General features: G+C 66.9%; 26 protein-coding genes. 19 read left to right on the forward strand and 7 right to left on the reverse strand.

What is annotated here, in order from left to right; genetic code table 11:
• Nucleotides 1-22 precede the first annotated feature (22 nt).
• Complete coding sequence (locus SBP02_RS07310) at nucleotides 23-349, forward strand: EthD family reductase (RefSeq protein ID WP_318645731.1); 327 nt, start codon at nucleotides 23-25, stop codon at nucleotides 347-349.
• Between the two features lie 27 nt (nucleotides 350-376).
• A complete protein-coding gene (locus SBP02_RS07315) occupies nucleotides 377-1,321 on the forward strand; it encodes a quinoprotein relay system zinc metallohydrolase 1 (protein WP_318645732.1) in 945 nt (314 codons plus the stop codon).
• Between the two features lie 27 nt (nucleotides 1,322-1,348).
• On the opposite strand, the gene SBP02_RS07320 is transcribed toward SBP02_RS07315, so the two are convergent.
• A complete protein-coding gene (locus SBP02_RS07320) occupies nucleotides 1,349-2,314 on the reverse strand; it encodes a class I SAM-dependent methyltransferase (RefSeq protein ID WP_318645733.1) in 966 nt (321 codons plus the stop codon).
• A gap of 212 nt (nucleotides 2,315-2,526) precedes the next feature.
• On the opposite strand from SBP02_RS07320, the gene SBP02_RS07325 reads away from it, so the two are divergent.
• The 10 genes from SBP02_RS07325 (at nucleotide 2,527) to SBP02_RS07370 (ending at nucleotide 14,488) form a co-directional block, all read left to right on the forward strand.
• Entirely contained in the window at nucleotides 2,527-4,302 is a 1,776-nt protein-coding gene (locus tag SBP02_RS07325; RefSeq protein WP_318645734.1) for a PQQ-dependent methanol/ethanol family dehydrogenase, read from the forward strand.
• Nucleotides 4,303-4,560: 258 nt separating this feature from the next.
• Nucleotides 4,561-6,081, forward strand: coding sequence for an acetaldehyde dehydrogenase ExaC (gene exaC / locus SBP02_RS07330; protein ID WP_318645735.1), 1,521 nt, complete (start codon nucleotides 4,561-4,563; stop codon nucleotides 6,079-6,081).
• 280 nt (nucleotides 6,082-6,361) lie between these two features.
• Nucleotides 6,362-6,433, forward strand: coding sequence for a pyrroloquinoline quinone precursor peptide PqqA (pqqA, locus tag SBP02_RS07335; RefSeq protein WP_003253598.1), 72 nt, complete (start codon nucleotides 6,362-6,364; stop codon nucleotides 6,431-6,433).
• Between the two features lie 55 nt (nucleotides 6,434-6,488).
• On the forward strand, nucleotides 6,489-7,403 hold the full coding sequence (pqqB, locus tag SBP02_RS07340; protein WP_318645736.1) for a pyrroloquinoline quinone biosynthesis protein PqqB: 915 nt from the start codon (nucleotides 6,489-6,491) through the stop codon (nucleotides 7,401-7,403).
• Between the two features lie 27 nt (nucleotides 7,404-7,430).
• The gene (gene pqqC, locus SBP02_RS07345; RefSeq protein ID WP_318645737.1) at nucleotides 7,431-8,183 is read left to right on the forward strand and encodes a pyrroloquinoline-quinone synthase PqqC; all 753 of its coding nucleotides are present in this window, start codon (nucleotides 7,431-7,433) and stop codon (nucleotides 8,181-8,183) included.
• Nucleotides 8,180-8,458, forward strand: coding sequence for a pyrroloquinoline quinone biosynthesis peptide chaperone PqqD (gene pqqD, locus SBP02_RS07350; RefSeq protein ID WP_318645738.1), 279 nt, complete (start codon nucleotides 8,180-8,182; stop codon nucleotides 8,456-8,458). Before pqqC ends, pqqD begins: the two co-directional genes overlap by 4 nt.
• Nucleotides 8,430-9,623, forward strand: a complete 1,194-nt coding sequence (gene pqqE, locus SBP02_RS07355; RefSeq protein ID WP_318645739.1) for a pyrroloquinoline quinone biosynthesis protein PqqE — start codon at nucleotides 8,430-8,432, stop codon at nucleotides 9,621-9,623. Before pqqD ends, pqqE begins: the two co-directional genes overlap by 29 nt.
• On the forward strand, nucleotides 9,620-11,491 hold the full coding sequence (locus tag SBP02_RS07360; RefSeq protein WP_318645740.1) for a S9 family peptidase: 1,872 nt from the start codon (nucleotides 9,620-9,622) through the stop codon (nucleotides 11,489-11,491). The genes pqqE and SBP02_RS07360 overlap by 4 nt, the downstream gene beginning before the upstream one ends.
• A 104-nt stretch (nucleotides 11,492-11,595) precedes the next feature.
• Entirely contained in the window at nucleotides 11,596-12,759 is a 1,164-nt protein-coding gene (ercA, locus tag SBP02_RS07365; RefSeq protein ID WP_318645741.1) for an alcohol dehydrogenase-like regulatory protein ErcA, read from the forward strand.
• The gene (locus SBP02_RS07370) at nucleotides 12,743-14,488 is read left to right on the forward strand and encodes a PAS domain-containing hybrid sensor histidine kinase/response regulator (protein ID WP_318645742.1); all 1,746 of its coding nucleotides are present in this window, start codon (nucleotides 12,743-12,745) and stop codon (nucleotides 14,486-14,488) included. The genes ercA and SBP02_RS07370 overlap by 17 nt, the downstream gene beginning before the upstream one ends.
• Nucleotides 14,489-14,587: 99 nt before the next feature.
• Here SBP02_RS07370 and sstT read toward each other — a convergent pair whose 3' ends face one another.
• Nucleotides 14,588-15,832: a serine/threonine transporter SstT gene (gene sstT, locus SBP02_RS07375; protein WP_318645743.1), complete on the reverse strand. Its 1,245-nt coding sequence runs from the start codon at nucleotides 15,830-15,832 to the stop codon at nucleotides 14,588-14,590.
• Between the two features lie 303 nt (nucleotides 15,833-16,135).
• Between sstT and SBP02_RS07380 the strand changes: the two genes are divergently transcribed.
• Nucleotides 16,136-16,783, forward strand: coding sequence for a YceH family protein (locus tag SBP02_RS07380; RefSeq protein WP_318645744.1), 648 nt, complete (start codon nucleotides 16,136-16,138; stop codon nucleotides 16,781-16,783).
• Between the two features lie 88 nt (nucleotides 16,784-16,871).
• On the opposite strand, the gene SBP02_RS07385 is transcribed toward SBP02_RS07380, so the two are convergent.
• The gene (locus SBP02_RS07385) at nucleotides 16,872-17,432 is read right to left on the reverse strand and encodes a phage infection protein (protein ID WP_318645745.1); all 561 of its coding nucleotides are present in this window, start codon (nucleotides 17,430-17,432) and stop codon (nucleotides 16,872-16,874) included.
• 458 nt (nucleotides 17,433-17,890) lie between these two features.
• Between SBP02_RS07385 and SBP02_RS07390 the strand changes: the two genes are divergently transcribed.
• The 4 genes from SBP02_RS07390 (at nucleotide 17,891) to SBP02_RS07405 (ending at nucleotide 21,947) form a co-directional block, all read left to right on the forward strand.
• Nucleotides 17,891-19,132 (forward strand): glutamine synthetase family protein, encoded by a 1,242-nt coding sequence (locus SBP02_RS07390; protein ID WP_318646315.1) that lies wholly within the window; start codon nucleotides 17,891-17,893, stop codon nucleotides 19,130-19,132.
• 195 nt (nucleotides 19,133-19,327) lie between these two features.
• The gene (locus tag SBP02_RS07395; RefSeq protein ID WP_318645746.1) at nucleotides 19,328-20,650 is read left to right on the forward strand and encodes an MFS transporter; all 1,323 of its coding nucleotides are present in this window, start codon (nucleotides 19,328-19,330) and stop codon (nucleotides 20,648-20,650) included.
• Nucleotides 20,651-20,655: 5 nt separating this feature from the next.
• The gene (locus tag SBP02_RS07400) at nucleotides 20,656-21,339 is read left to right on the forward strand and encodes a TIGR04283 family arsenosugar biosynthesis glycosyltransferase (RefSeq protein WP_318645747.1); all 684 of its coding nucleotides are present in this window, start codon (nucleotides 20,656-20,658) and stop codon (nucleotides 21,337-21,339) included.
• The gene (locus SBP02_RS07405; RefSeq protein ID WP_318645748.1) at nucleotides 21,336-21,947 is read left to right on the forward strand and encodes a TIGR04282 family arsenosugar biosynthesis glycosyltransferase; all 612 of its coding nucleotides are present in this window, start codon (nucleotides 21,336-21,338) and stop codon (nucleotides 21,945-21,947) included. Before SBP02_RS07400 ends, SBP02_RS07405 begins: the two co-directional genes overlap by 4 nt.
• A 4-nt stretch (nucleotides 21,948-21,951) precedes the next feature.
• On the opposite strand, the gene SBP02_RS07410 is transcribed toward SBP02_RS07405, so the two are convergent.
• The 4 genes from SBP02_RS07410 to flgA all read right to left on the reverse strand — a co-directional run bounded on the left by SBP02_RS07410 (nucleotide 21,952) and on the right by flgA (nucleotide 24,532).
• Nucleotides 21,952-22,641: a flagellar brake protein gene (locus SBP02_RS07410; protein WP_318645749.1), complete on the reverse strand. Its 690-nt coding sequence runs from the start codon at nucleotides 22,639-22,641 to the stop codon at nucleotides 21,952-21,954.
• A gap of 132 nt (nucleotides 22,642-22,773) precedes the next feature.
• Complete coding sequence (locus tag SBP02_RS07415; protein ID WP_318645750.1) at nucleotides 22,774-23,241, reverse strand: flagella synthesis protein FlgN; 468 nt, start codon at nucleotides 23,239-23,241, stop codon at nucleotides 22,774-22,776.
• 53 nt (nucleotides 23,242-23,294) lie between these two features.
• Complete coding sequence (gene flgM / locus SBP02_RS07420; protein WP_318645751.1) at nucleotides 23,295-23,624, reverse strand: flagellar biosynthesis anti-sigma factor FlgM; 330 nt, start codon at nucleotides 23,622-23,624, stop codon at nucleotides 23,295-23,297.
• A 152-nt stretch (nucleotides 23,625-23,776) separates the two neighbouring features.
• Nucleotides 23,777-24,532 (reverse strand): flagellar basal body P-ring formation chaperone FlgA, encoded by a 756-nt coding sequence (gene flgA, locus SBP02_RS07425; RefSeq protein ID WP_318645752.1) that lies wholly within the window; start codon nucleotides 24,530-24,532, stop codon nucleotides 23,777-23,779.
• 77 nt (nucleotides 24,533-24,609) lie between these two features.
• Between flgA and SBP02_RS07430 the strand changes: the two genes are divergently transcribed.
• Nucleotides 24,610-25,542, forward strand: a complete 933-nt coding sequence (locus SBP02_RS07430) for a chemotaxis protein CheV (protein ID WP_318645753.1) — start codon at nucleotides 24,610-24,612, stop codon at nucleotides 25,540-25,542.
• A 43-nt stretch (nucleotides 25,543-25,585) separates the two neighbouring features.
• The gene (cheR, locus tag SBP02_RS07435; protein ID WP_318645754.1) at nucleotides 25,586-26,413 is read left to right on the forward strand and encodes a protein-glutamate O-methyltransferase CheR; all 828 of its coding nucleotides are present in this window, start codon (nucleotides 25,586-25,588) and stop codon (nucleotides 26,411-26,413) included.
• Nucleotides 26,414-26,429: the final 16 nt, after the last annotated feature.

Consider the following 26,429-nt stretch of genomic DNA (forward strand, 5'->3'; position numbering starts at 1 on the left):
CAACCATCACGAGGACAACTCCATGATCAAGGTCAGCGTGCTCTATCCCAACCCGCCCGGCGTGCGGTTCGACTTCGCCTACTACTGCTCCCAGCACATGGACCTGGTGCGCAAGTGCCTGGGCGAGGCCTGCAAGGCCATCGCCGTGGACCGCGGCGTGGCCAGCGCCGAGGCCAACAGTCGGGCGCCCTTCGTCGCCATGGGGCATCTGTACTTCGACAGTCTGGCGCGCTTTCAACAGAGCTTCGCGCCCCACGCCGAGCGGATCATGGCCGATCTTTCGAACTTCACCGACAGCCAGCCGCTGGTGCAGATCAGCGAAGTCGAGCTGGCGCCCCAGGGGCTGTAGACCTTTCGACCGGACCAGGAGGTGCCTATGCGCTGGATGCTGTTAGGGGTGGTGCTGCTCTGTTCGCTGGGGGCGCGCGCCGAGCTTGCTTACGCCCTGCACCCCCGGCAAATCGCCGAGGGCGTCTGGCTGGTGGAGGGCAGCACTGCCAACTTCGACCGGGACAACGGCGGCCATATCCACAACAGCGGCTTCATCGTCGGCGAGCGCGGCGTGCTGGTGATCGACAGCGGGCCCTCGAAACGCTATGGCGAGGCCCTGCGCCGGGCCATCGCGGCGGTTACCGACAAGCCGGTCGGCAAGCTGCTGCTGACCCATCACCACCCCGACCATGTGCTGGGCAATCAGGCCTTCGCCGATGTGCCCATCGCCGCGCTGCCCGGCACCCGCGCCCTGCTGGCCGAGGAGGGGGAGGCCATGGCGGAGAACATGTACCGCCTGGTCGGCGACTGGATGCGCGGCACCGAGCTGGTGCTGCCCAACGAGACGCTGCAGGCCGGCGTGCTGCACTGGGGCGAGCGGCGCCTGCGCCTGCTGGCCCTGAGCGGCCACACCGGTGCCGACCTGGCGGTATTCGATGAGACCAGTGGCGTGCTGTTCGCCGGCGATCTGCTGTTCTACCAGCGCGCCCTGACCACCCCCGGCACGCCGGGGCTGGAGGTCTGGCTGGACGACCTGGACCGGCTGCAAGCCTTGCCCTGGAAGCTGCTGGTGCCCGGCCACGGCCCGCTGGCCAGCGACGCCGCGCCCTTCGTGCAGATGCGCGACTACCTCGGCTGGCTGCACGGGGTGATGCAGGGCGGCGCCGAGCGCGGCGCGGAGATGAACGAGCTGATGCGCACAGCGATCCCCGCGCGCTTCGCCGGGCTCAGCCTGACGCGCTACGAGCTGATCCGCAGCGTCAGTCACCTCTACCCGCGCTACGAGGGGGCGCGGCTGCCGAGGGTGGACAGCGGCGCCGCGACCGAGTGAGGCGCCGCTGGTCGCATTTGCCCGGGCTCAGGGCTGCGGCGCGTCGTCGCGGTCGTCCGACTGGCGAAACACCAGGGCCTTGAGGCCGCTGTCGGCGTCGATGTCGGCGAACTCCGGCGGGTTGTCCAGGCGCTGCTCGAAGCGCAGGCCCGGCGCCTCCTCGGCCATGCTCCGGAGCAGGAACTCGGGGCCCAGGGCCGGGTCGTTGAGGCAGGCCAGTACGCTGCCCCCGGCATTGAGCAGCTCGGGCAGGCGGCGGAGGATCTTGCGGTAGTCCTGGGTCAGGGCGAAGCTGCCCTTCTGGAACGACGGCGGGTCGATGATCACCAGGTCGTAGGGGCCGAGCTTCCTCACCTTGCCCCAGGACTTGAACAGCTCGTGGCCGAGGAAGATCACCCGGTTCAGGTCGTGGCCGTTGAGGCGGTGGTTGTCCCGCCCGCGATTGAGGGCGGCCTTGGCCATGTCCAGGTTGACCACTTGCTCGGCGCCGCCGGCGAGGGCGGCCACGGAGAAGCCGCAGGTGTAGGCGAACAGGTTCAGCACCCGCTTGCCGCGGGCCTGCTCGCGTACCCAGCGGCGTCCGTAGCGCATGTCGAGGAACAGGCCGCAGTTCTGCTTGCTGCCCAGATCCAGCTTGAAGCGCAGGCCGTGCTCGCTGACCAGGCACTGCTCCACGGCCGCGCCGTGCAGCCACTCGGCGGCGCAGTCCGGGCGGTAGCGGTGCTGCAGCAGCAGGCCCTGGGCCTCGCACTGCCGCCAGATCGGCGACCGGGGCAGGCCCAGCAGCATCTGTTTCAGGGCGCCCAGCTCGGCCTCGCCCGGGGCGCGGAACAGGCACACCAGCACTATCCCTTGCAGCCAGTCGACGGTGACCTGTTCGAGGCCCGGCCAGAGTCGGCCGCGGCCATGGAACAGGCGACGGGCCTCGTCCGGGGCGGCGCTCAGGGCGGCGAGCAGGTGCTGGTGCAGGGTGTCGATGGCGTGGGCGTTCATGGGGCGGAGTCAGCGGGGCGTGGCCGGCCATTCTAAGCCAGAAGGGCGGCCTCGTTGCCGCGACTTGCGGCCCGGGGCGCGGGGTATTGCTACCAAGGGAGTAGGGAATTCGGTACTGGGTCGAATTGTTGCGGGGCGCGGGGCACCGAAGAATCTGCGCTAGATCGGGAAAAGTTCCCGGTGATAACAATTAACCCGCAGAGGTAGCCGCAATGAAACACACCGGTCTTCGCCAGCCCTTCCTGCTCAGTGCACTCTGTGCCGCCATGCTCATGCCCAGCGCCGCGGCCTGGGCGGTCACCGACCAGGAGATCCTGGACGACGTGAAAACCACCGACCAGGTCGTCACCAACGGCCTGGGCCTGCAGGGCCAGCGCTACAGCCCGCTGAGCATCCTCAACAGCGACAACGTCAAGGACCTGCGCCCGGTCTGGACCCTGTCCTTCGGCGGCGAGAAGCAGCGCGGCCAGCAGGCCCAGCCGCTGATCAAGGACGGCGTGATGTACGTCACCGCCTCCTACTCGCGGGTGTTCGCGGTCGATGCGCGCACCGGCAAGGAGCTGTGGCAGTACGACGCGCGCCTGCCCGACGACATCCGTCCGTGCTGCGACGTGATCAACCGCGGCGTGGCGCTGTACGGCGACCTGGTGATCTTCGGCACCCTGGACGCCAAGCTGGTGGCCCTGAACAAGGACACCGGCAAGGTGGTGTGGCGCAAGAGCGTCGCCGACCACCGCGCCGGCTACTCGATCACCGCGGCGCCGCTGGTGGTGGGCGGCAAGCTGATCACCGGGGTGTCCGGCGGCGAGTTCGGCGTGGTCGGCAAGATCGAGGCCTACGACCCGAAGAACGGCGAGCTGCTGTGGACCCGGCCGACCGTGGAAGGCCACATGGGCTACGTCTACAAGGACGGCAAGAAGATCGAGAACGGCATCAGCGGCGGCGAGGCCGGCAAGACCTGGCCCGGCGACCTGTGGAAGACCGGCGGCGCGGCGCCCTGGCTGGGCGGCTACTACGACCCGGAAACCAACCTGCTGCTGTTCGGCACCGGCAACCCGGCGCCCTGGAACTCGCACCTGCGCCCCGGCGACAACCTCTATTCCTCTTCGCGCCTGGCCCTGAACCCGGACGACGGCAGCATCCAGTGGCACTTCCAGACCACCCCGCACGACGGCTGGGACTTCGACGGCGTCAACGAGCTGGTCTCGTTCAACTACCAGGAAGGCGGCAAGACCATCAAGGCCGCGGCCACCGCCGACCGCAACGGCTTCTTCTACGTGCTCGACCGCACCAACGGCAAGTTCATCCGCGGCTTCCCCTTCGTCGACACCATCACCTGGGCCAAGGGCCTGGACCAGAACGGCCGGCCGATCTACATCGACGACAACCGTCCGGGTTCGCCGGCGGCGGCGGAGAAGGGCAAGAGCGTGTTCGCCGCGCCGGCCTTCCTCGGCGCCAAGAACTGGATGCCCATGGCCTACAGCCAGGACACCGGCCTGTTCTACGTGCCGTCCAACGAGTGGGGCATGGACATCTGGAACGAGGACATCGCCTACAAGAAGGGCGCGGCCTACCTCGGCGCCGGCTTCACCATCAAGCCGCTGAACGAGGACTACATCGGCGTGCTGCGCGCCATCGACCCGAAGACCGGCAAGGAAGTCTGGCGGCAGAAGAACTACGCGCCGCTGTGGGGCGGGGTGCTGACCACCAAGGGCAACCTGGTGTTCACCGGCAATCCCGAGGGCTTCCTGCAGGCCTTCAACGCCAAGACCGGCGAGAAGGTCTGGGAATTTCAGACCGGTTCCGGCGTGCTCGGCTCCCCGGTCACCTGGGAGATGGATGGCGAGCAGTATGTCTCGGTGCTGTCCGGCTGGGGTGGCGCGGTGCCGCTGTGGGGCGGCGAGGTGGCCAAGCGGGTGAAGAACTTCAACCAGGGCGGCATGCTCTGGACCTTCAAGCTGCCGAAGGACCTGGTCGCCAAGCGCTGATCCGCTGCGGGTAAACACGAAGGCCGGTCTGTGACCGGCCTTCGTCGTTTCCGGCTGTCTGGCAGCGGACGGTACAGCGACTACGCTGGACCAGGCCATCGGCCCGGCGTAGCAGTCGCCCGGGCGGGGCCATTACTACCAAATGAGGAGGCGACCTGTGCCATGGATGCATACCGGCCGGCGCGGGGGCTTCCTAAGATCGAAGCATGACCTGTTCCACGTTCAGGGAGCAGGCTCCGACAATAAGAGGACCGCATCATGATCTACGCCAAACCCGGTACCCCAGGCTCAGTCGTTTCCCTCAAGTCCCAGTACGGCAACTACATCGGTGGCGAGTTCGTCGCCCCGGTCAAGGGCCAGTATTTCACCAACACCAGCCCGGTGGACGGTTCGCTGATCGGCGAGTTCCCGCGCTCGGATGCCGCCGACATCGAGCTGGCCCTGGATGCCGCCCACGGCGCCGCCGACGCCTGGGGCAAGACCTCGGTGACCAACCGCGCGAACATCCTGCTGAAGATCGCCGACCGCATCGAGGCCAACCTCGAGCTGCTGGCCGTGGCCGAGACCTGGGACAACGGCAAGGCCGTGCGCGAGACCCTCAACGCCGACGTGCCGCTGGCCGCCGACCACTTCCGCTACTACGCCGGCTGCATCCGCGCCCAGGAAGGCAGCGCCGCGGAGATCGACGAACACACCGCCGCCTACCACTTCCACGAGCCCCTGGGCGTGGTCGGCCAGGTCATCCCGTGGAACTTCCCGCTGCTGATGGCCGCCTGGAAGCTGGCCCCGGCCCTGGCCGCCGGCAACGCCATCGTGCTCAAGCCGGCCGAGCAGACCCCGCTGTCGATCACCGTGCTGATGGAGCTGATCGGCGACCTGCTGCCGCCGGGCGTGCTCAACGTGGTCCAGGGCTTCGGCCGCGAGGCCGGCGAGGCCCTGGCCACCAGCAAGCGCATCGCCAAGATCGCCTTCACCGGCTCCACCCCGGTGGGCTCGCACATCCTCAAGTGCGCCGCCGAGAACATCATTCCGAGCACAGTCGAGCTGGGCGGCAAATCGCCGAACATCTTCTTCGAGGACATCATGCAGGCCGAGCCGGCCTTCATCGAGAAGGCCGCCGAAGGGCTGGTGCTGGCCTTCTTCAACCAGGGCGAGGTGTGCACCTGCCCGTCCCGCGCCCTGGTGCAGGAATCCATCTACCCGGCGTTCATGGCCGAGGTGATGAAGAAGATCAAGCAGATCAAGCGCGGCAACCCGCTGGACACCGAGACCATGGTCGGCGCCCAGGCCTCCGAGCAGCAGTACGACAAGATCCTCAGCTACCTGGAGATCGCCCAGCAGGAGGGCGCCGAGCTGCTCACCGGCGGCGCGGCCGAGGCCCTGGACGGCGACCTGGCCAGCGGCTATTACATCCAGCCGACCCTGCTCAAGGGTACCAACCAGATGCGCGTGTTCCAGGAGGAGATCTTCGGCCCGGTGGTCGGGGTGACCACCTTCAAGGACGAGGCCGAGGCCCTGGCCATCGCCAACGACACCGAGTTCGGCCTCGGCGCCGGGGTCTGGACCCGCGACATCAACCGCGCCTACCGTATGGGCCGCGGCATCAAGGCCGGTCGCGTGTGGACCAACTGCTATCACCTGTACCCGGCGCATGCCGCCTTCGGCGGCTACAAGAAGTCCGGCGTCGGCCGCGAGACCCACAAGATGATGCTCGACCACTACCAGCAGACCAAGAACCTGCTGATCAGCTACGACATCAACCCGCTGGGCTTCTTCTGATCCGGGCGTGATCCCCGGCGTGCGTGCTCCGGCGCGCCGGGTGCTTTCCTGCGAACCGCCCGCGGGCGGGATTTGCCGCGGACCCCGGCAGGCCAAGGCGGCCCCGGCAAATCGCTAGCGCAACGCGGCTTCGGCCGCGTTTTTTATTGTCCGGCGCCCGCGGCCCCTCTACCAAAGCCAGCCCGTTCTCCTCCCAAAGTACCATTCTGTCGTGGCGCTAGCGGGGGCATAACTAACAGGGCCGGAATGTCCCGGCTGGATAACAAGAGAGGACCGCGCCATGTGGACCAAACCCGCCTTCACCGACCTGCGCATTGGTTTCGAAGTGACGATGTACTTCGCCAATCGCTGATTCGCCCGGCCCCGGCGCTGTCGGGGCATCCCCCGAATTCCCACCGGTACCCGCCATGCATATCCAGGTTCTCGGTTCCGCCGCCGGCGGCGGCTTTCCCCAGTGGAACTGCAACTGCCGCAACTGCCGCGGGGTGCGCAGCGGCAGCCTGCGCGCGCAGCCGCGCAGCCAGTCCTCGATCGCCCTGAGCGACAATGGCCAGGACTGGATACTGTGCAACGCCTCGCCGGACATCCGCGCCCAGCTCGAAGCCTTCCCGGCCCTGCAGCCGGCCCGCGCCCTGCGCGACACGGCGATCGGCGCGATCATCCTGCTCGACAGCCAGATCGACCACTGCACCGGCCTCTTGAGCCTGCGCGAGGGCTGCCCGCACCAGGTCTGGTGCACCGAGATGGTCCATCAGGACTTGAGCAGCGGCTTTCCCCTGTTCAACATGCTCGCCCACTGGAACGGCGGCCTGCAGCACCAGCTGATCGCGCTGGACGGCGCGCCGTTCGCCATCCCGACCTGCCCGGACCTGGCCATCAGCGCCATTCCCCTGCGCAGCAGCGCGCCGCCTTACTCGCCGCACCGCGGCAACCCCCATCCCGGCGACAACATCGGCCTGTTCGTCGAGGACCGCCGCAGCGGCGGCACGCTGTTCTACGCCCCGGGCCTGGGCCAGGTGGACGAGGCGCTGCTGGCCTGGATGCGCCGCGCCGACTGCCTGCTGGTCGACGGCACCCTGTGGCGCGACGACGAGATGCGCCAGTGCGAGGTCGGCGACAAGCTTGGCAGCGAGATGGGCCATCTGTGCCAGAGCGGCCCCGGCGGCATGATCGAGGTGCTCGACGGCCTGCCCGCCGCGCAGAAGATCCTCATCCATATCAACAATACCAACCCGATCCTCGACCTCGATTCGCCGGAGCGCGCCGAGCTGGGCGCCCACGGCATCGAGGTGGCGTGGGACGGCATGAGTATCCAACTGTAGGGGCGCCGTGCGCACCGGAGAGCCATGATGAGCCAAGCCGCCATGAGTCCTGTCGAATTCGAGCAGGCGCTGCGCGCCAAGGGCGCCTACTACCACATCCACCATCCCTTCCACCGGGCGATGTACGAGGGTCGCGCCAGCCGCGAGCAGATCCAGGGCTGGGTGGCCAACCGCTTCTATTACCAGCTGTGCATCCCGCTCAAGGACGCCGCCATTCTGGCCAACTGCGCGGACCGCGACACCCGCCGCGAGTGGCTGCAGCGCATCCTCGACCACGACGGCGCCACGGGCGAGGAGGGCGGCATCGAGGCCTGGCTGCGCCTGGCCGAGGCGGTGGGCCTGACGCGCGAGCAGGTGTTGTCCCAGGAGCTGGTGCTGCCGGGGGTGCGCTTCGCCGTCGACGCCTATGTCAACTTCGCCCGCCGCGCCTGCTGGCAGGAGGCGGCCAGCAGCTCGCTGACCGAGCTGTTCGCCCCGCAGATCCACCAGTCGCGCCTGGACGCCTGGCCGCAGCACTACCCCTGGATCGATGCGGCCGGCTACGACTACTTCCGCCGGCGCCTGGGCCAGGCGCGCCGCGACGTCGAGCACGGCCTGCGCATCACCCTGGCCCACTACCGCACCCTGGAGGCCCAGCAGCGCATGCTGGAGATCCTGCAGTTCAAGCTGGACGTGCTGTGGAGCATGCTCGATGCCATGAGCATGGCCTACGAGCTGCAGCGCCCGCCCTACCACACGGTGACCGCCGCACGGGTCTGGCACCGGGGAGTCGCCCCATGAAGCCGATGACCCTCGAACAGGTGCCGCGCCTGCGCCGCGGCTTCCGCCTGCAGTTCGAACCCGCCCAGGGCTGCCACGTGCTGCTCTACCCGGAGGGCATGATCAAGCTCAACGACAGCGCCGGGGCGATCCTCGGCCAGGTCGACGGCAGCCACAGCGTCGCCGAGATCATCGCCGACCTGCGCGGGCGCTTCCCCGACGTGCCGGGGATCGACGAAGACATCCTCGCCTTTATGGAGGTGGCCCATGCCCAGTTCTGGATCGAGCTGCACTGATAACGGATCGTTGCAAGGCGTAGGCGAGGTAGCCTTGCAGCGATCCGACGCGGTCGGCCCGCCGCTCTGGCTGCTGGCCGAGCTGACCTACCGCTGCCCGCTGCAGTGCCCCTACTGCTCCAACCCGCTGGATTTCAGCCGGCAGGGCGCGGAGCTCTCCACCGCCGAGTGGATCGAGGTGTTCCGCCAGGCCCGTGAGTTGGGCGCGGCGCAGCTGGGTTTCTCCGGTGGCGAACCCTTGGTGCGCCAGGACCTGGCCGAGCTGATCAAGGCCGCGCGGGAGATGGGCTACTACACCAACCTGATTACCTCGGGCATCGGCTTGACCGAGGCGCGCATCGCCAGTTTCAGCGAGGCCGGACTGGACCATATCCAGATCAGCTTCCAGGCCGCCGACGAGGAGGTCAACAACCTGCTGGCCGGCTCCAAAAAGGCCTTCGCCCAGAAGCTGGCCATGGCCCGGGCGGTCAAGGCGGCCGGTTATCCCATGGTGCTGAACTTCGTCACCCACCGGCACAACATCGACAACATCGAGCGCATCATCGAGCTGTGCCTGGAGCTGGAGGCGGACTTCGTCGAGCTGGCCACCTGCCAGTTCTACGGCTGGGCTGAACTCAATCGTGCCGGCCTGCTGCCGACCCGCGCCCAGCTGGAGCGTGCCGAGGGCATCACCAACCAGTGGCGAGCGAAACTGGCGGCCGAAAACCACCCCTGCAAGCTGATCTTCGTCACCCCGGACTACTACGAGGAACGGCCCAAGGCCTGCATGAACGGCTGGGGCAACCTGTTCCTCGACATCACCCCGGACGGCACCGCGCTGCCGTGCCACAGCGCGCGGCAGTTGCCGGTGCAGTTCCCCAACGTGCGCGAGCACAGCATCGAGCACATCTGGCGCGACTCCTTCGGCTTCAACCGCTTCCGCGGCGACGCCTGGATGCCCGAGCCCTGCCGCAGCTGCGACGAGAAGGCCAAGGACTTCGGCGGCTGCCGCTGCCAGGCCTTCATGCTCACCGGCGACGCCAGCAACGCCGACCCGGTGTGCAGCAAGTCGGCGCACCACGGCATCATCCTCGCCGCGCGGGAGGAGGCCGAGCGGGCGCCCGGGGCGCTGCAGGACCTGCAGTCGCGCAACGAGCAGGCGTCCCGGCTAATCTGCAAGGCATGAGTGGTCAACGCGTCGCGCCCTTCGGCTTCTGGGACAGCGCCTGGTCCAGCGACCAGGCGGCCGCGGCCGGCCGCGACTTCGCCGAGCTGCGCGCGGGGCTGGGCGGCCTGGTGTGGCTGCAATACGACCCGGCCGACGGCCGTTCGACCCTCTGGTACTGGACGTCCGCCGCCCTGCGCTGCCTGACCCCGGCCGACCTGTCGGTGCGCAGCCGGGTCTACGAGTACGGCGGCGGCGCCTTCTGCCTCACCGAGCAGGGCGTCGCCTTCGTCGGCGAGGCCGATCAGCAGCTCTATTACCAGCCGCTGGATGCCGCGCCCGAGCGGCTGAGCAATCGTCCCCATTGCCGCTACGGCGACCTGCACTACGACGCCCGGGGCAGCGCCTTGCTGGCGGTGGAGGAGGCGCGCGAAGCCGGGCAGGTGCTGCACCGGCTGGTCGCCATCGCCCTGGCCGACGGCGCGCGGCGGGTGCTGGTCGAGGGCCGCGACTTCTATGCCGCGCCGACCCTCAGCGCCGATGGCCGGCGCCTGGCCTGGATCGAGTGGGACCGGCCGCGCCAGCCCTGGCTGGCGACCCGCCTGTGCGTCGCCGAGCGGTCCGCGGACGGCAGCTGGCGGCCGCCCCGGGTCGTGGCCGGGCAGGGCAACGACGAGTCCCTGCAGCAGCCGGCGTTCGACGACCGGGGCCGGCTGCTGGTGCTCGGCGACCGCCACGGCTACTGGCAGCCCTGGCGGGAAACGGCCGAGGGCCGGCTGGCGCCGCTGCCCTGCGCCGCCGCCGACCACGCCGCCGCGCCTTGGCAGCTGGGCGCCTGCACCTACCTGGCGCTGGCCGGCGAAGGCCTGTTGCTGAGCTGGTTCGAGGACGGCTGCGCCTGCCTGGTCGAGCGTGCCGCCGACGGACGGGGCGAGCGCCGGCTGGCGCCGGACTACAGCCGCTTCCGCCAACTGACCGCCGACACCACGCACTTCTACCTGATCGCCGCCGCGCCGACCCGATGCAGCGCGGTGCTGGCGATCGAACGGGCCAGCGGCCAGTGCCGGGTGCTGGCCGGCGGTGCGGCGCCCCTGGCGCAGAGCGAGGTCTCCCGTCCCCGGCCGCTGTCCTTCACCAGTGGTGGTGAGGCCTGCCACGCCTTCTTCTACCCACCGCACAATGGCGCCTGCCATGGACCGGACGGGGAGCAGCCGCCGTTGCTGGTATTCCTGCATGGCGGGCCGACCTCGGCCTGCTACCCGGCGTTCGACCCGCGCATCCAGTTCTGGACCCAGCGCGGCTTCGCCGTCGCCGACCTCAACTACCGCGGCAGCAGCGGCTATGGCCGCGCCTATCGCATGGCCCTGCACGAGCGCTGGGGCGAGCTGGAGGTGGTCGATGCCGGCGCGCTGCTCGAGCACCTGGCCGGCCTCGGCCTGATCGATCCGGCCCGGGCCTTTATCCGCGGCGCCAGTGCCGGCGGCTACACCGCCCTGTGCGCCCTGGCCGGCGGCCTGACGTTTCGCGGTGGCGCCAGTCTGTACGGGGTCAGCGATCCCCTGGCCCTGCGCCGGGTCACGCACAAGTTCGAGGCCGACTACCTGGACTGGCTGATCGGCGATCCGCAGCGCGATGCCCGGCGCTATGCCGCGCGCACCCCCTTGCTGCATGCCGACAAGATCGAGGCGCCCGTGATCTTCTTCCAGGGCGGCCAGGATGCCGTGGTGCTGCCGAGTCAGACCGAGACCATGGTCGAGGCGTTGCGTGGGCGCGGCCTGGCGGTGGACTACCACTTCTACCCCGAGGAGGGCCACGGTTTTCGCCAGGCGCGCAACCAGGCCCATGCCCTGGAGCAGGAGTGGCGCTTCTACCAGCGCCTGCTCGGTTGAGGGCAGTGCGTGCGCGGCCGCCTGCTCGACGCTGGTCGCATTGCATTGGCAGGCCAATGCAGTAGGCTGGGCGTTAGTCAGAACAACAACAGGCAGGCCGCAGTGTGAGCCCCGATATCAGTCTTCATCGCAAGTTCGTCTCGCCGGAAATCATCTTCGGCGCCGGCTGCCGTCACAGCGTGGGCAACTACGCCAGCAACTACGGTGCGCGCAAGGTGCTGCTGGTGTCGGACCCCGGGGTAGTGGCCGCCGGCTGGGTCGCCGACGTGCAGGCCAGCCTGCAGCGCCAGGGCATCGAGCATTGCCTCTACACCCAGGTCTCGCCCAACCCGCGCGCCGAGGAGGTGATGCTCGGCGCCGAGCTGTACCGCAGCGAGTCCTGCAACGTGATAGTGGCAGTCGGCGGCGGCAGCCCGATGGATTGCGCCAAGGGCATCGGCATCGCCGTGGCCCATGGCCGCGACATCCTCGAGTTCGAGGGCGTGGACACCTTGCGCGTGCCCAGCCCGCCGCTGATCCTGATCCCCACCACCGCCGGCACCTCGGCCGACGTATCGCAGTTCGTGATCATCTCCAACCAGCAGGAACGGATGAAGTTCTCCATCGTCAGCAAGGGCGCGGTGCCCGACGTGTCGCTGATCGACCCGGAAACCACCCTGAGCATGGACCCCTTCCTCTCCGCCTGCACCGGCATCGACGCCCTGGTGCACGCCATCGAGGCCTTCGTCTCCACCGGCTCGGGGCCGCTGACCGATTCCCACGCCCTGGAGGCCATGCGCCTGATCAACGGCCACCTGGTGGCGATGATCGCCAACCCCGGCGACATCGCCCTGCGCGAGAAGATCATGCTGGGCAGCATGCAGGCCGGCCTGGCCTTCTCCAACGCCATCCTCGGCGCGGTGCACGCCATGAGCCACAGCCTCGGCGGTTTCCTCGACCTGCCCCATGGGCTGTGCAACGCGGTGCTGGTCGAACATGTGGTGGCCTTCAACTACAACGCCGCGCCGGAGCGCTTCCGGATGGTCGCCGAGACCCTGGGCATCGACTGCCGCGGGCTGACCCACCCGCAGGTGCGCCAGCGCCTGATCGAACACCTGATCCGCTTCAAGCGGGCGGTCGGCTTCCACGAGACCCTGGGCCTGCACGGCGTCAGCACGGCCGATATCCCCTTCCTGTCGCAGCATGCGATGGAAGACCCGTGCATCCTCACCAATCCGCGCGAGTCGAGCCAGCGGGATGTCGAGGTCGTCTATGCCGAGGCCCTCTGACCAGCAGCGCCAGGCCCTCACCGAACTGCTCGGGCTGGGCAGCCACTCGGTGCGCAAGAGCCACTACCCGGAGCTGCTGGCGCGTCTGGAGGAGCTGGAGACCGAGCGCAACCGCTACAAGTGGCTGTTCGAGCACGCGGTGCACGGCATCTTCCAGGCCAGCCTGCAGGAGGGCTTGCGCGCGGCCAACCCGGCCCTGGCGCGGATGCTCGGCTACGAGGACCCGCAGCAGGTGCTGTGGTCGCTGACCGACCTGGCCGAATACCTGTTCGTCGGCGGCGCCGAGGAGCTGCAGCATATCCGCGAGGCGCTGCAGCGCCAGGGCGGTTTGTTCGGCTACGAGACCCAGTTGCGCCGGCGTGACGGCCGGGTCATCGACGTGTTGATGAACCTGCTGCTCAAGCCGGACGAGGAGGGCCTGTTCGAGGGCTTCGTCGCCGATATCAGCGAGCGCAAGCAGGCCCAGTTGCGCCTGCAGCAGCTCAACGACGAGCTGGAGCAGCGGGTCAACGCGCGCACCGCCGAGCTGCAGGAGGCCAACCACAACCTGCTGCAGCAGATCGTCGAGCGCAAGCGCGTCGAGCAGGCCCTGCGCGAGGCCCGCGACGCCGCCGAGGCGGCCAACCAGAGCAAGGACAAGTACCTGGCGGCGGCCAGCCACGACCTGCTGCAACCCTTGAATGCGGCGCGCCTGCTGATCTCCACCCTGCGCGAGCGCAGCCTGCCGGCCGCCGAGCACAGCCTGGTCGAGCGCAGTCACCAGGCCCTGGAAGGCGCCGAGGACCTGCTCACCGACCTGCTGGACATCTCCAAACTGGACCAGGCGGCGATCAAGCCGGACATCGAGGTCTACCCGCTGGAGGAGCTGCTGGCGCCGTTGGCCTCGGAGTTCCAGCCGGTGGCCGCGGCAGCGGGCCTGACGCTCAGGGTGCATATCACCGACTGCAGCATCAGCAGCGATTTCCGCCTGCTCACGCGCATCCTGCGCAACTTCCTCAGCAATGCCTGCCGCTACACCGAGCGAGGCGGGGTGCTACTGGGGGCGCGCAGGCGCGGCGAGTTCCTCGAACTGCAGGTGTGGGACAGCGGCCGCGGCATTGCCGAGGACCAGCTCGACAGCATCTTCCTCGAGTTCAACCAACTGCAGGTCGGCCGCGCCGCCGAGCGCAAGGGCGTCGGCCTGGGCCTGGCGATAGTCGACCGCATCGCCCACATGCTCGGCTATCGGGTGCGGGTGCGCTCGCAGTTGGGCCGCGGCTCGATGTTCGCCATCCAGGTGCCGCTCGCCCGGCTGCCGGTTGCCAGTGCGCCGTCGCGGGCGGCGCTGCCCACCCAGGTCGGTGATCCACTGCCGGGGCGGCGTCTGCTGGTGCTGGACAACGAACTGAGCATTCTCGACAGCATGGCGGCCCTGCTCCAGCAGTGGGGCTGCGAGGTGGTCACCGCACTCGACCAGGAGGAGGCCCAGCAGGTACTCGGCGAGCAGGCTCCAGACCTGATCCTGGCGGACTTCCACCTCGATCATGGGGTGACCGGCTGCCAGGTGGTGCGGCAGCTGCGCGAGCGTTTCGCCGCGCCGATCCCCGCGGTGATCATCACCGCGGACCGCAGCGATCAGTGTCGCCGCGAGCTGCAGGGCCTGGGCATGCCGTTGCTGAACAAGCCGGTCAAGCCGGGCAAGCTGCGTGCGGTGCTCAGTCAGCTGCTGGGGGCGTCGGCGGCAGCATAGGCCAGGCGGCTATCCGCCGCTGCGTTGCCGAGGGCTTGCTCCATAGAAAAAGGCTTGCGCGTCGCGCAAGCCTTTTTCGTTTCACGGGGCGCCTTGGCCTCAGGGCTGGGGCACGGGTACCGTGGCAGCGGCCTCGTCCCGCGCCAGGCAGGCGGCGGCGGTGAACAGCACGTCGGTGGAGGAGTTCAGCGCGGTTTCCGCCGAGTCCTGGATGATGCCGATGATGAAGCCCACCGCGACCACCTGCATGGCCACTTCGTTGGGAATGCCGAACAGGCTGCAGGCCAGCGGAATCAGCAGCAGCGAGCCGCCGGCCACGCCGGACGCGCCGCAGGCGCTGATCGACGCCAACAGGCTGAGCAGCAGGGCGGTGGGCAGGTCGACGGCGATGCCCAGGGTGTGCACCGCGGCCAGGGTCAGCACGCTGATGGTGATCGCCGCGCCGGCCATGTTGATGGTGGCGCCCAGGGGGATGGACACCGAATAGGTCTCCTGCTGCAGGCCCAGGCGCTGGCACAGCTGCAGATTGACCGGGATGTTGGCCGCCGAGCTGCGGGTGAAGAAGGCGGTCAGGCCGCTCTCGCGCAGGCAGGTCAGCACCAGCGGGTAGGGGTTGCGGCGAATCTTGCCGAAGACGATCAGCGGGTTGACCACCAGGGCGACGAACAGCATGCAGCCGACCAGCACCAGCAGCAGGTGCAGGTAGTCGAGCAGGGCGCCCATGCCCGACTCGGCCAGGGTCGCGGCGACCAGGCCGAAGATACCCAGCGGCGCCAGACGGATCACCAGCTTGACGATCGAGGTCACCCCGGCGGACAGGTCGGCGAGCAGCTGCTTGCTGGCGGGCGAGGCGTGGCGCAGGGCCAGGCCCAGGCCGATGGCCCAGGCCAGGATGCCGATGAAGTTGCCCCGCAGCAGGGCGTTGATCGGGTTGTCGACCACGTTCAGCAGCAGGGTCTTGAGCACCTCGCCGATGCCGCCCGGGGGCGACAGTTCGGCGCCGTTGCTGACCAGGGCCAAGCTCGAGGGGAAGGCGAAGCTGGCGATCACCGCGATCAGCGCGGCGCTGAAGGTGCCGAGCAGGTACAGCACGAGGATCGGCCGCATCTGGGTCTGCTGATCGCGCTGGTGGTTGGCGATCGAGGCCGTCACCAGGACGAACACCAGTACCGGCGCCACGGCCTTCAGCGCCGAGACGAACACGCCGCCGAGGAAGCTGACGGACAGGGCGGCCTGGGGCAGGAACTGGGCGAGCAGCACGCCGGCGATCAGGCCGATGAGAATCTGTACCACCAGGCTGGTGCGGTCGAGCAGGTGGATGAGCGGGTGTCGGGAAGCGGTCATGGGTACTTCTCTAAAGGGGTTGCGGCTCGCCGGCCGGTCTGTGCAAGCCATATAGCCTGTCCTGGAGCCTGGCTCCGGCGGCGTCTTGCGGGGGAAGGGGGCGGTGACGAGCGAATGGTCGGATGTGCGACGAGGCTTGGGCGCTCGGGCAGGAAAACAAGCGCGCGACTCTAGCACAGGCGGCCCGGTCCATGGGCTGCAGCCGATCGCCGCCCGTACGGCGCCCCCCATCCGCCGGGGGACGTGTCAAGTTGCCGCCAGTCAGGCTAGGCTAGCGGCTGGTTCGAGCCAGAGAGAGCTGAGATGAACGACGAGCCCCTAACCGAGTCCGACGAGGCGCCGTTGAGCGCGGTCGAAGTACGCATCCTCGGTTGCCTGATCGAGAAGCAGGCGACCACCCCCGAAGCCTACCCGCTGACCCTGAATGCCCTGGTGCTGGCCTGTAACCAGAAGACCAGCCGCGAGCCGCTGATGAACCTCAATCCCGGCCAGGTCGGCCAGGGTCTGCGCAGCCTGGAGGGCCGGGGCCTGGCGCGCCTGGTGATGGGCAGCCGTGCCGACCGCTGGGAGCACCGTGCCGACAAGGCCCTGGAGCTGGTCGCGGAGCAGGTCGTGCTGGTCGGTCTGTTGCTGTTGCGCGGCCCGCAGACCCTCAGCGAGCTGCTCACCCGCAGTAGCCGCCTGCATGAGTTCGAGGATCTGGAGCAGTTGCGCCATCATCTGGACCGATTGATCACCCGGGGTCTGGCCATCCAGCTGACACGTCAACCCGGGCAGCGTGAAGACCGCTATATGCACCTGATGGGGGAGCCGGAGGACATGCAGGCGCTGCTGGCTGCGCGTGCCTCCGAGCCCGAGCGTCCGTCCGGCGGCTCGCAGTATGAGGCGCGGCTGGAGGCGCTGGAGGCGCGACTCGCCGAGCTGGAGGAACGCCTGTCCCGTCTGGAGTGAGCGGGCATCAGAGCTTCTTTATTCGGGCCCGAAACGATTAAAGGCGCCAGTTACGGCGCCTTTTTCCTGTGCTGTCGTGGTCGCATCCTTAGCCGATGCGGTTGACGCCGGTGCGCGCGCTGCCGTCCTCGGCGACGCGGAAGCGCTGTTGCAGGCGTTCGGCGCCGCCTTCGGCGAGACGATTGGTGCCGGTGCGCGCGCTGCCGTCCTCGGCGACGCGGATGCGCTGTTGCAGGCGTTCGGCGCCGCCTTCGGCGAGGCGATTGGCGCCGGTGCGCGCGCTGCCCTCCTCGGCGACGCGGAAGCGCTCCTGCAGGCGTTCGGCACCACCTTCGGCGAGGCGGTTGACGCCGGTGCGCGCACTGCCGTCCTCGGCGACGCGGATGCGCTCCTGCAGGCGTTCTGCACCGCCTTCGGCGAGGCGGTTGACGCCGGTGCGCGCACTGCCGTCCTCGGCGACGCGGATGCGCTCCTGCAGGCGTTCGGCACCCCCCTCGGCTACACCTTTGCTAGCGCTACGCTCGCTGCCATCGGCAGCCAGAGTGGCTTTGAACTCATCTTGCGGGGCCTGCTTTGCATGGTGTGGCAAGGCGAAGGCAGTCGCGGAAAGGCTGGCCAGGATCAGGCTGGCGAGAAGTTGCTTTTTCATCTGTGGGCTCCTCGTGGGGGCGGTAAGTGAGTACGGGGCCCATGTTACTCAGGATAATTCGATGAAAAAGGGCAGTCGCGGCATGGTAATAATCGACACCGTTGATAGTGAGTCGCAGCCCTTGCGGTACCTAGGCTGCATCGCCTCTATGCGGTATGTCAGAAGAGCCATGGCGGGGGAGATGCTGAGGTCTGCTTTATCTAATTTTTCGATGCTTGTGTGGTCGAAGGGCTCGCAAAGGCCGTGCGGGAGTGGCTTCGCGCGCTTGAAATGTCGAACGTGTGATGCGTATTTTGTACGGCTGATGGCGCCGCTCCGAACCCGCCACGGTTATCGCGCAATTTAAGGAAGAACGAATGAATACCCCAGGTCGCAGTGCTCTGAACGATTTGCTTCACGGCGTTACCGAAGTCGAATGCGTGACTCCGGATCTGAACGGCGTGCCGCGGGGCAAGGTGATGACTGCCGAAGGCTTTCTCGAGGGGCGGCGACTGCAACTGGCCCGAGGCGTGCTGCTGCAGTGCATCATGGGGGGCTATCCGCCCGCGCGTTTCTACGGCAGCGACGACGGCGACCTGGTGCTGAATGCCGAGCCCACGCAGATCCATCGGTTGCCGTGGAGCAGCACGCCACGCGCCCTGGCGATCTGTGATGCGGATGAGCTGGACGGTCGCGGCTCGGGGCTCTCCACGCGCACCTTGCTCAAGCAGGTGCTGGCGCGCTACGCCAGCCATGGCCTGCAGCCGGTGGTGGCGACCGAGCTGGAGTTCTTCGTCTTTGCGCCGAACCCCGACCCGCAGCAGCCGTTCCAGCCGCCGCTGGGCCTCGATGGTCGGCGCGAGAGTGGTGGCTTCGCATTCGGCGTCGGCTCCCACAACGGCTTGCGTGCATTCTTCGACGAGGTCTACCAGTGCATGGCCGCCCTCGGCCTGCCGCGCGACACCTTCATGCATGAGATGGGCCTCAGCCAGTTCGAGATCAACCTGCTGCATGGCGACCCCCTGCTGCTCGCCGACCAGACCTTCCTGTTCAAGCACCTGCTCAAGGAGGTGGCGCTCAAGCACGGACTGATCGCGGTATGCATGGCCAAGCCCCTGGCACAGACGCCGGGCAGCTCCATGCATATCCACCAGAGCGTGGTCGAGCAGGGCAGTGGGCGCAATATCTTCAATGATGAGCAGGGGCGGGCGACGCCGGCCTTCTATCAGTTCATCGGCGGTCAGCAGGCGGCGTTGGCCGACTTCACCCTGCTGTTCGCCCCCCATGTGAACTCCTACCAGCGGCTGTGCCACCCCTACGCGTCGCCGAACAATGCCTGTTGGTCGACCGACAACCGCGCCGCGGGGCTGCGCATTCCAGCCAGCTCGCCAGCCGCGCGGCGGGTGGAGAACCGTTTGCCGGGGGCCGACGCCAACCCCTATCTGGCCCTGGCGGCCAGCCTGGCGGCGGGGTTGTACGGCATCGAGCAGCAGTTGCAGGCGAGCGCGCCGCTGCAGGGCGAATTCGAGGTGCCGGACGAGCTGAGGCTGCCCTGCACCCTGCACGCGGCGCTCGAGCGTCTGCGGCGCAGTCAGCTGGCGGTGGAGCTGTTCGGCCAGGAGTTCATCGCAGGCTACATCGCCAGCAAGACCCTGGAGCTCGATAGCTTCTTCGATGAAATCACGCCCTGGGAGCGCCGGGTGCTCGCGGCTCAAGCCTAGTGCCCCGTGGGACATTGGGGACCTGTCCCTTGGGCAAGTTGGCTAGGCTTTAAGGCAAAACGCTGTTGCTTGTAACTCCGTCGTGCTTTATAGCGTCTTGTACCGCCGCCACCCGTTTACAGAGCCCATTATCCATTCCGGTCGGAGGCTTGCACCGAGCAGCCGGCCATCAGTCAAGGAAGTACCCCCAGCCCCATGCGCCTGATCTGGAAGTCGTTTCGTTCGCTGTATTTCGCCACTCTGTTGATGTTGCTGGGGTCGGGTCTGCTCAGCACCTACCTGGGCTTGCGCCTGGCGGAGACTGCCGACGGGCTGTGGGTCGGCGCCTTGATGGCGGCCAATTACCTGGGCCTGGTGTTGGGGGGCAAGAAGGGGCATCGGCTGATCGCTCGGGTCGGCCACATTCGCGCCTACGTGGCCTGCGCCGGCGTGATTACCGCGGCGGTGCTGGTCCACGGCCTGACCGACTGGTTGCCGGTGTGGCTGCTGCTGCGCTTCGTGGTCGGCCTGGGCATGATGTGCCAGTACATGGTGATCGAGAGCTGGCTCAACGAGCAGGCCGATACCAGCCAGCGTGGCCTGGTATTCGCCGGCTATATGGCAGCGTCCTATTTCGGCCTGATTCTCGGCCAGCTGGTCCTGGTGGTGCACCCGACCCTGGGGCTCGAGCTGTTGATGTTGGTGGCGCTGTCCTTCGCCCTGTGTCTGGTGCCGGTCGCCCTGACTCGCAAGCTGCACCCCGCGCCCCTGCATCCGGCCCCGCTGGAGATGCGTTTCTTCATCAAGCGCGTGCCCCTGTCGTTGACCACCATCGCGGTGGCCGGCCTGGTGATCGGTGCGTTCTATGGTCTGGCGCCCCTCTATGCGACGCGCCTGGGAATGCCCACCGAGCAGGTGGGTCTGTTCATGGGCTTCTGCATTCTCGCCGGTCTGCTGGTGCAATGGCCGCTTGGCTGGCTGTCGGACCGTCGCGACCGGGTCATGCTGATTCGCGGTTGCGCGGGATTGATGGCGCTGGCCGCACTGCCCCTGGCGCTGCTGGCCGAGGCGCCGCTGTTGCTGTTGTTCGGGGTCGGCTTTGTCGTGAGCCTGTTGCAGTTCAGCCTCTACCCTTTGGCGGTGGCCTTGGCCAATGACCACGTCGAGGCCGAGCGACGGGTGTCGTTGACTGCGATGTTGCTGGTCACCTATGGCGTCGGCGCCAGCGTCGGGCCGCTGCTGGCCGGGGTGCTCATGCGCCTCTGGGGCGCCAACATGCTCTATGCCTTCTTCTGTGCCTGTGCGCTGATCCTGGTCTTGCGGGTGAGCCCGAAGAAGGTTACCCACATTCACCAGGTCGACGATGCACCGCTGCACCACATTCCGATGCCCGACAGCACGGCCAGCTCGCCCTTGGTGGCGGCCCTCGATCCGCGCGTCGACGAGCAGGTGGTGCATGAGCAGATGCATGATGCGGTCGCCGAACCACAGGCTGGCGAGGGCGGCGAGACTCCGGCGGAGCAGGCCCCGCGACCGTGACGCCAATGCTCAGCGTCATAGTGCCGGTGCGCGATGAGGCACTGGTCTTGCCGCAATTGCTGGCTGATCTGGCGCCTCTGCGTGCCGCCGGGGCGGAGCTGATTCTGGTCGATGGCGGCAGCCGGGATGCGACCTGTGCGCTGGCGCGAGGGCATGTCGATCAGCTGATAAGGAGCGTTGCCGGTCGGGCGCGGCAGATGAATGCCGGTGCCGCTTCGGCTCGTGGCGACTACCTGTGGTTCGTGCATGCCGATACGCGGATCGACGCCGCCGCCGTTCGCAGCCTGTTGGGCGCGCTGGCCCGGCGCCCGCTGTGGGGGCGTTTCGACGTGCGCCTGTCGGGGCGGGGACTGGCGCTGCGCTTGATCGGCACGATGATCAGTCTGCGGTCGCGGCTGACCGGCGTGGCCAGTGGTGATCAGGGCATCTTCGTCGCCCGGGCGGTGTTCGAACGACTGGGCGGCTATGCCGACATCCCGTTGATGGAAGACCTCGAACTCTGTCGCCGATTGAAGCGCCTGTCCCGGCCGCGTTGCCTGCGCCCCGCGTTGCTCACTTCCAGCAGGCGCTGGGAGCGTCACGGCATTTGGCGTACTGTATTGCTCATGTGGCGCTTGCGACTGGCCTATTATTGTGGCGCCAGTCCCGAGCAGTTGGCGCGCGCTTACCACAGAGGGCCACGGCCATGAGTCTGTCGATTTCCTTGCATCTGCTGGCTCGCCTGCCGGTTCCGGGACGGGTGAAAACCCGATTGATCCCCGCATTGGGCGAAGAGGGCGCGTGCGACCTGCAGCGTGCCTTGCTCGCTCGGGCTCTGCAGCTACCGTCCGACGGTTTCAGTGAACGCTTCCTCTGGTTGGACGACAGTCCCGATGCGGAGCTGCAGGCGCTGGCCGATCAGTTGGGCTGGACGCTGGTCGAGCAGCCCGCGGGTGATCTGGGCGAGCGCATGCGCCGTATCGCCGCGCTGGGGCTGGCGGAAAGCGATGCGGTGGTGTTGATCGGCAATGACTGCCCGGCGCTGGATGGCGAGTACCTGAGCGGTGCCTGTATCGCATTGCATGCGCAGCCGGTGGTGCTCGGACCGGCCGAGGATGGGGGGTATGTCCTGCTCGGCCTGCGGCGTATCGATCCCTTGCTGTTCGAGGCCATGCCCTGGGGGACCGATCGGGTGTTAGGCCTGACCCGCGAACGCCTGCAGCAGCTGGATTGGGGGCATCAGTTGCTGCCCGTGCTGTGGGATGTGGACCGCCCCGAGGATCTGCCGCGTCTGGCGGCATTGGGTATCCAGGTCTAGATCGCTAGAACAGGCCGTCGCCCTCGACGCGGCGGGCTTCACGCTGCACCTGGTAGACGAAACGCTCGACTTGGCGTTGCTCCAGGCCGCTTAGACGGTGGAAGCGCAGGCCCATAAAGGTCGCGTCGACCTTTTCCTCGTACTGCATATGGCGCAGCTCCACCGAGGTGGTCATGGCGCCGAAGGGCAGTTCGGCGGTGAAGCGCTCGTAGACCTGGCCGGTCTGCATGCGCTGGGTGACGTCGCCGGGCATGCGCAGCCTGCAGCCGGTCGCGGAAATATCCAGCATCTGCCCGTTGAGGGGGCTCTTCAGTCGGCTTCCGGCCAGCTCGACCTTCAGCTGTTCCGACAGCCTGAGCTGCGCCCTGAAGGCGTTGCGACGCTGATGGTAGTGCACTTCTTCCGGCATCGGGCTCAGGTAGCAGCGTGCCCCCTGGTGCTCGGTGATCTGCACCGTCTGCGGACACTCCCAGGCCACGCGGACGCCCTCATGGAAGGCTTCGATGCGAAAGCTTTCGCCGTTTAGCAGGTAGCGCTCGCCGTCGTTGGGGATGATTTCATCGAGGGTCAGCCGGGAACTGTCGCGGTCCACTTCGACCAGGTAGCTCTGGAAGCGTTGGCTGCGCTCGTGAAAGGTGATGATCAGGGGGTCGTGGGCCTGTTGCAGTAGGCGGAGGGTGGCAACGATTTCCATTGGCGCTTTGAGCACTTTGGGTGGTTGCGGGCCATCGTCCTCGGTAAAGGGATTGGACACGGTCCAGAACTCTCCTGGCAATTACTCGGGCACTCGCATACTGGGTATGTCCTGGTGCCTTGTTATAGGTGGTCAGGCCTGGCTGAGCGGGCGCTGTTGGCCGATTCTAGCGGTACTGCCGCGGCTGTCATAGACGTTCGGCGTTTCGCCGCCGCGCAGAATGCCGAGCATGCTATTGGTCGAGGCCTGACTGGAGCGGATAAGACGGCCGTTGCGCAGGTTGGCGGTCTGGCAGCGTTCGAGCAGGGTATTGAGCTCATCGCCGCGGGCGAGCAGTTCGGCGCCCAGCTCGGAGCGCTCGGCCAGCGCCTGTAGGCCGGCGCGGTCGGCACTCAGCTGCAGGCTGAGGAGGAGCTGGCTGCGGCTCTTGCCGTGCTGGTCGAGCAGGGCAAGCAGTGGCTGCTTGTCCGCGAGTATGCTCTGCAGGCGGGTCAGATCGCGTTCACCAAGGACTTGGAACTCGTCATCGATTAACTCAAGCAGTCGCTTGGCTGTGCCGATATCGTCGTTGATCAGGTTCAGCAGGGTCGTGTCGTGCATGGCGGGCTCTTGGGGGCGGAGGCGTCCAATACCCCCAGCGCGCAGCCTTGGGACTAGCGCTGGGATTCGAAATTGAGCAGTTTGCCGGCGATGCGTTGGCTGTCGACCTGGTAGCTGCCGTCGGCAATCGCCTGTTTGATCCGGGCAACGCGTTCTTTATCGACGCTCGGCAGGTCGCGCAGGCTTTCGCCGATCTTCTGCAGTTGCTGCGCTTCGTGACTGAGTTGCACCGATTCGCCACTCGGATTGCTGTCGGCTGGCGCAGGCGCGTCGCTCGGCTTAGCGCCAATGGCGTCGTTGCGGCCAGTAGACTGGGTGCTGCCTGTACGCCCTGTATTGGCAGGGGTGCTGGCACTATTGGGCCGGTTGAAATCGATGACCATGATGCAAAACCTCGGGCAGTATTTGGACGCTTGCCTAGCTTGTCGGCCCAAAACCAGAAAACTTTAGGGCTGCCGAGCAATAATTCTGCGTCAGGCAACAGTCTAAAACACGGTGCGTCAGTCGTCAGCCGAACATCACACAAGAATCATGCCTACATGGCCACTTCAACCTGGCCAGGCCCCACTACCCGGGCCCTGATCACGCGCTGCGAGCGCTGGTTGCGTACCCGGATCTGTTTGCCGGCAGCCCCGTCGGACAAGGCCTCGCCGGGCATGCGCACGTTCACCGTGCCGCTGCGTGCGCTGATGACCACCTGATCGCCCCGATGGACGACCTCGGCGGCCTCGACGTGTATGGGCATCACCACTTGGTCCGGCAGCAGGGGGCGCGTCAATTTCTTGCCGACTGCCTGCCTGGGGGTGGTCAGGTAGCCCTGGCTGAGTGAGCCGAGATCGCGTTCGGCCAGGGCAATGTCCATTTCCGTCAGAACGGCGTTGCGTTTGAGTGGGCGACTGGCGATCACGACCTCGCGGTACAGGCGCACCTGGCCCGGAACGAAGACGGTCCAGGGGGCACTGCCTGAACAGCGCACTCGCACGGTTACCCGGCCTACGGGCTCGTCCGGGCTTTCCAGGGTGGCAGCCAGTTCTTTGTCGCACGCGGGCAGGCGCAGGCGCGGATCCAGCCGATTGACCTGGACCTCATGCCGTCCCTGGATATCGCCGCGCTGTAAATACTGCTCTACTGCCTGCTCAAGAAAGCCCTGGGCGGTGCCGATAAGCTGCTCAGGCAAGGTTGCCGCGGCTGCCTGGGGGCTATAGCCGAGTAGGAGCAATGCAGGTAAAACTGCCAGTAGGTGGCAGCCCTTTACCAGTGCGTGCCGAAAAGTCGTCGTTTCTGCGTTCATGCTGAGTAAAAAGCAAGGCCCGTGCCGCCTGCTACGCTGAGCACATTGCGCGCTAGTCAAACTGAAGAGGTTGGGGCATGGCCGGTGTATTGGATTCGGTAAATCAGCGAACTCAGCTGGTAGGGCAGAATCGTTTGGAACTGCTGTTGTTTCGTCTGAACGGCAGCCAGTTGTACGGGATCAACGTGTTCAAGGTGAAGGAGGTGCTGCAGTGCCCCAAGCTCACCATCATGCCGAAGTCCAGCCCGGTGGTCCGTGGGGTCGCGAGTATTCGCGGCGGCACCATCCCGATTCTTGACCTGTCCATGGCGACCGGCAAGGCGCCGCTGAAGAACCTGGACAACAGCTTCGTCATCATCACCGAGTACAACACCAAGGTTCAGGGCTTTTTGGTGCATTCGGTGGAGCGCATCGTCAACATGAACTGGGAGGGCATCCATCCGCCACCCAAGGGGACGGGGCGCGATCATTACCTCACCGCGGTGACCCATCTGGATCAGCAGTTGGTGGAGATCATCGACGTGGAGAAAATCCTCGCCGAGGTGGCTCCGACGTCCGAGGTCATATCCGAGGGCGTGCTGGATCAGCAGGTTCAGGCCAAGGCAGTGACCAAGCGGGTGCTGACCTGCGATGACTCCTCGGTGGCGCGCAAGCAGGTGACTCGCTGCCTGCAGACTGTCGGCGTCGAGGTGGTGGCGCTGAACGATGGGCGCCAGGCCCTGGAGTACCTCAAAGCCATGGTCGAGGAGGGCAAGAATCCGGCCGAGGAGTTCTTGATGTTGATATCCGACATCGAGATGCCGGAAATGGACGGCTACACCCTGACGGCGGAGATTCGTGCGGATCCGCGCATGCAGAAACTGCACATCATCCTGCATACTTCGCTCTCTGGCGTGTTCAACCAGGCCATGGTGAAAAAGGTGGGGGCCGATGACTTCCTGGCCAAGTTCCGGCCGGATGATCTGGCGTCACGGGTGGTTGAGCGCATCAATATGGTAGATCAGGGCTGAGGCGTGTCTTCGGCACAACATTATGATCGGCGAGGCCTCGCGAGTGTCTTCAGGTAATTTGGATTTCGAGCAGTTCCGGGTATTCCTGGAAAAAGCCTGCGGCATTCTGCTGGGCAGCAACAAGCAGTATCTGGTTTCCAGTCGGCTGAACAAACTGATGGAGCAGCATGCCATCAAGAGCCTGGGGGAGCTGGTGCAGCGCATGCAAAGCCAGCCGCGCAGCGGTTTGCGCGAGCAGGTGGTGGATGCCATGACCACCAACGAAACCCTGTGGTTTCGCGACACCTATCCGTTCGAGGTGTTGAAGAATCGGGTGCTGCCCGAGATGATCAAGGCCAGCCCCGGGCAGCGTTTGCGCATCTGGTCGGCGGCCTGCTCGTCCGGTCAGGAGCCCTATTCCCTGTCGATGAGCATCGACGAGTTCGAGAAGACCAATATCGGTCAGCTCAAGGCCGGGGTGCAGATCGTGGCCACCGACCTTTCGCCGTCGATGCTGGCCAACTGCAAGTCCGGCGAGTACGACAGCCTGGCGATGGGCCGTGGCCTGTCCCAGGAGCGCTTGCAGCGCTATTTCGATCCGGCCGGACCAGGGCGCTGGGTGGTCAAGCCGGCCATCAAGAGCCGCGTCGAATTTCGCCCGCTTAACCTGCTGGACAGCTATGCCAGCCTCGGCAAATTCGACGTCGTGTTCTGCCGCAACGTGCTGATCTACTTCTCCGCCGAAGTGAAGAAGGACATCCTTACGCGCATCCACGCCATGCTCAAGCCCGGTGGCTACCTGTTTCTCGGCGCCTCTGAGGCGCTCAACGGACTGCCGGAGCGTTATCAGATGGTGCAGTGCAGTCCGGGCATCATCTACAAGGCAAAATGAGCCAGTCGCCGCGGGC

It is taken from the genome of Pseudomonas benzenivorans (genome assembly GCF_033547155.1).
Taxonomy (GTDB): domain Bacteria; phylum Pseudomonadota; class Gammaproteobacteria; order Pseudomonadales; family Pseudomonadaceae; genus Aquipseudomonas; species Aquipseudomonas benzenivorans_B.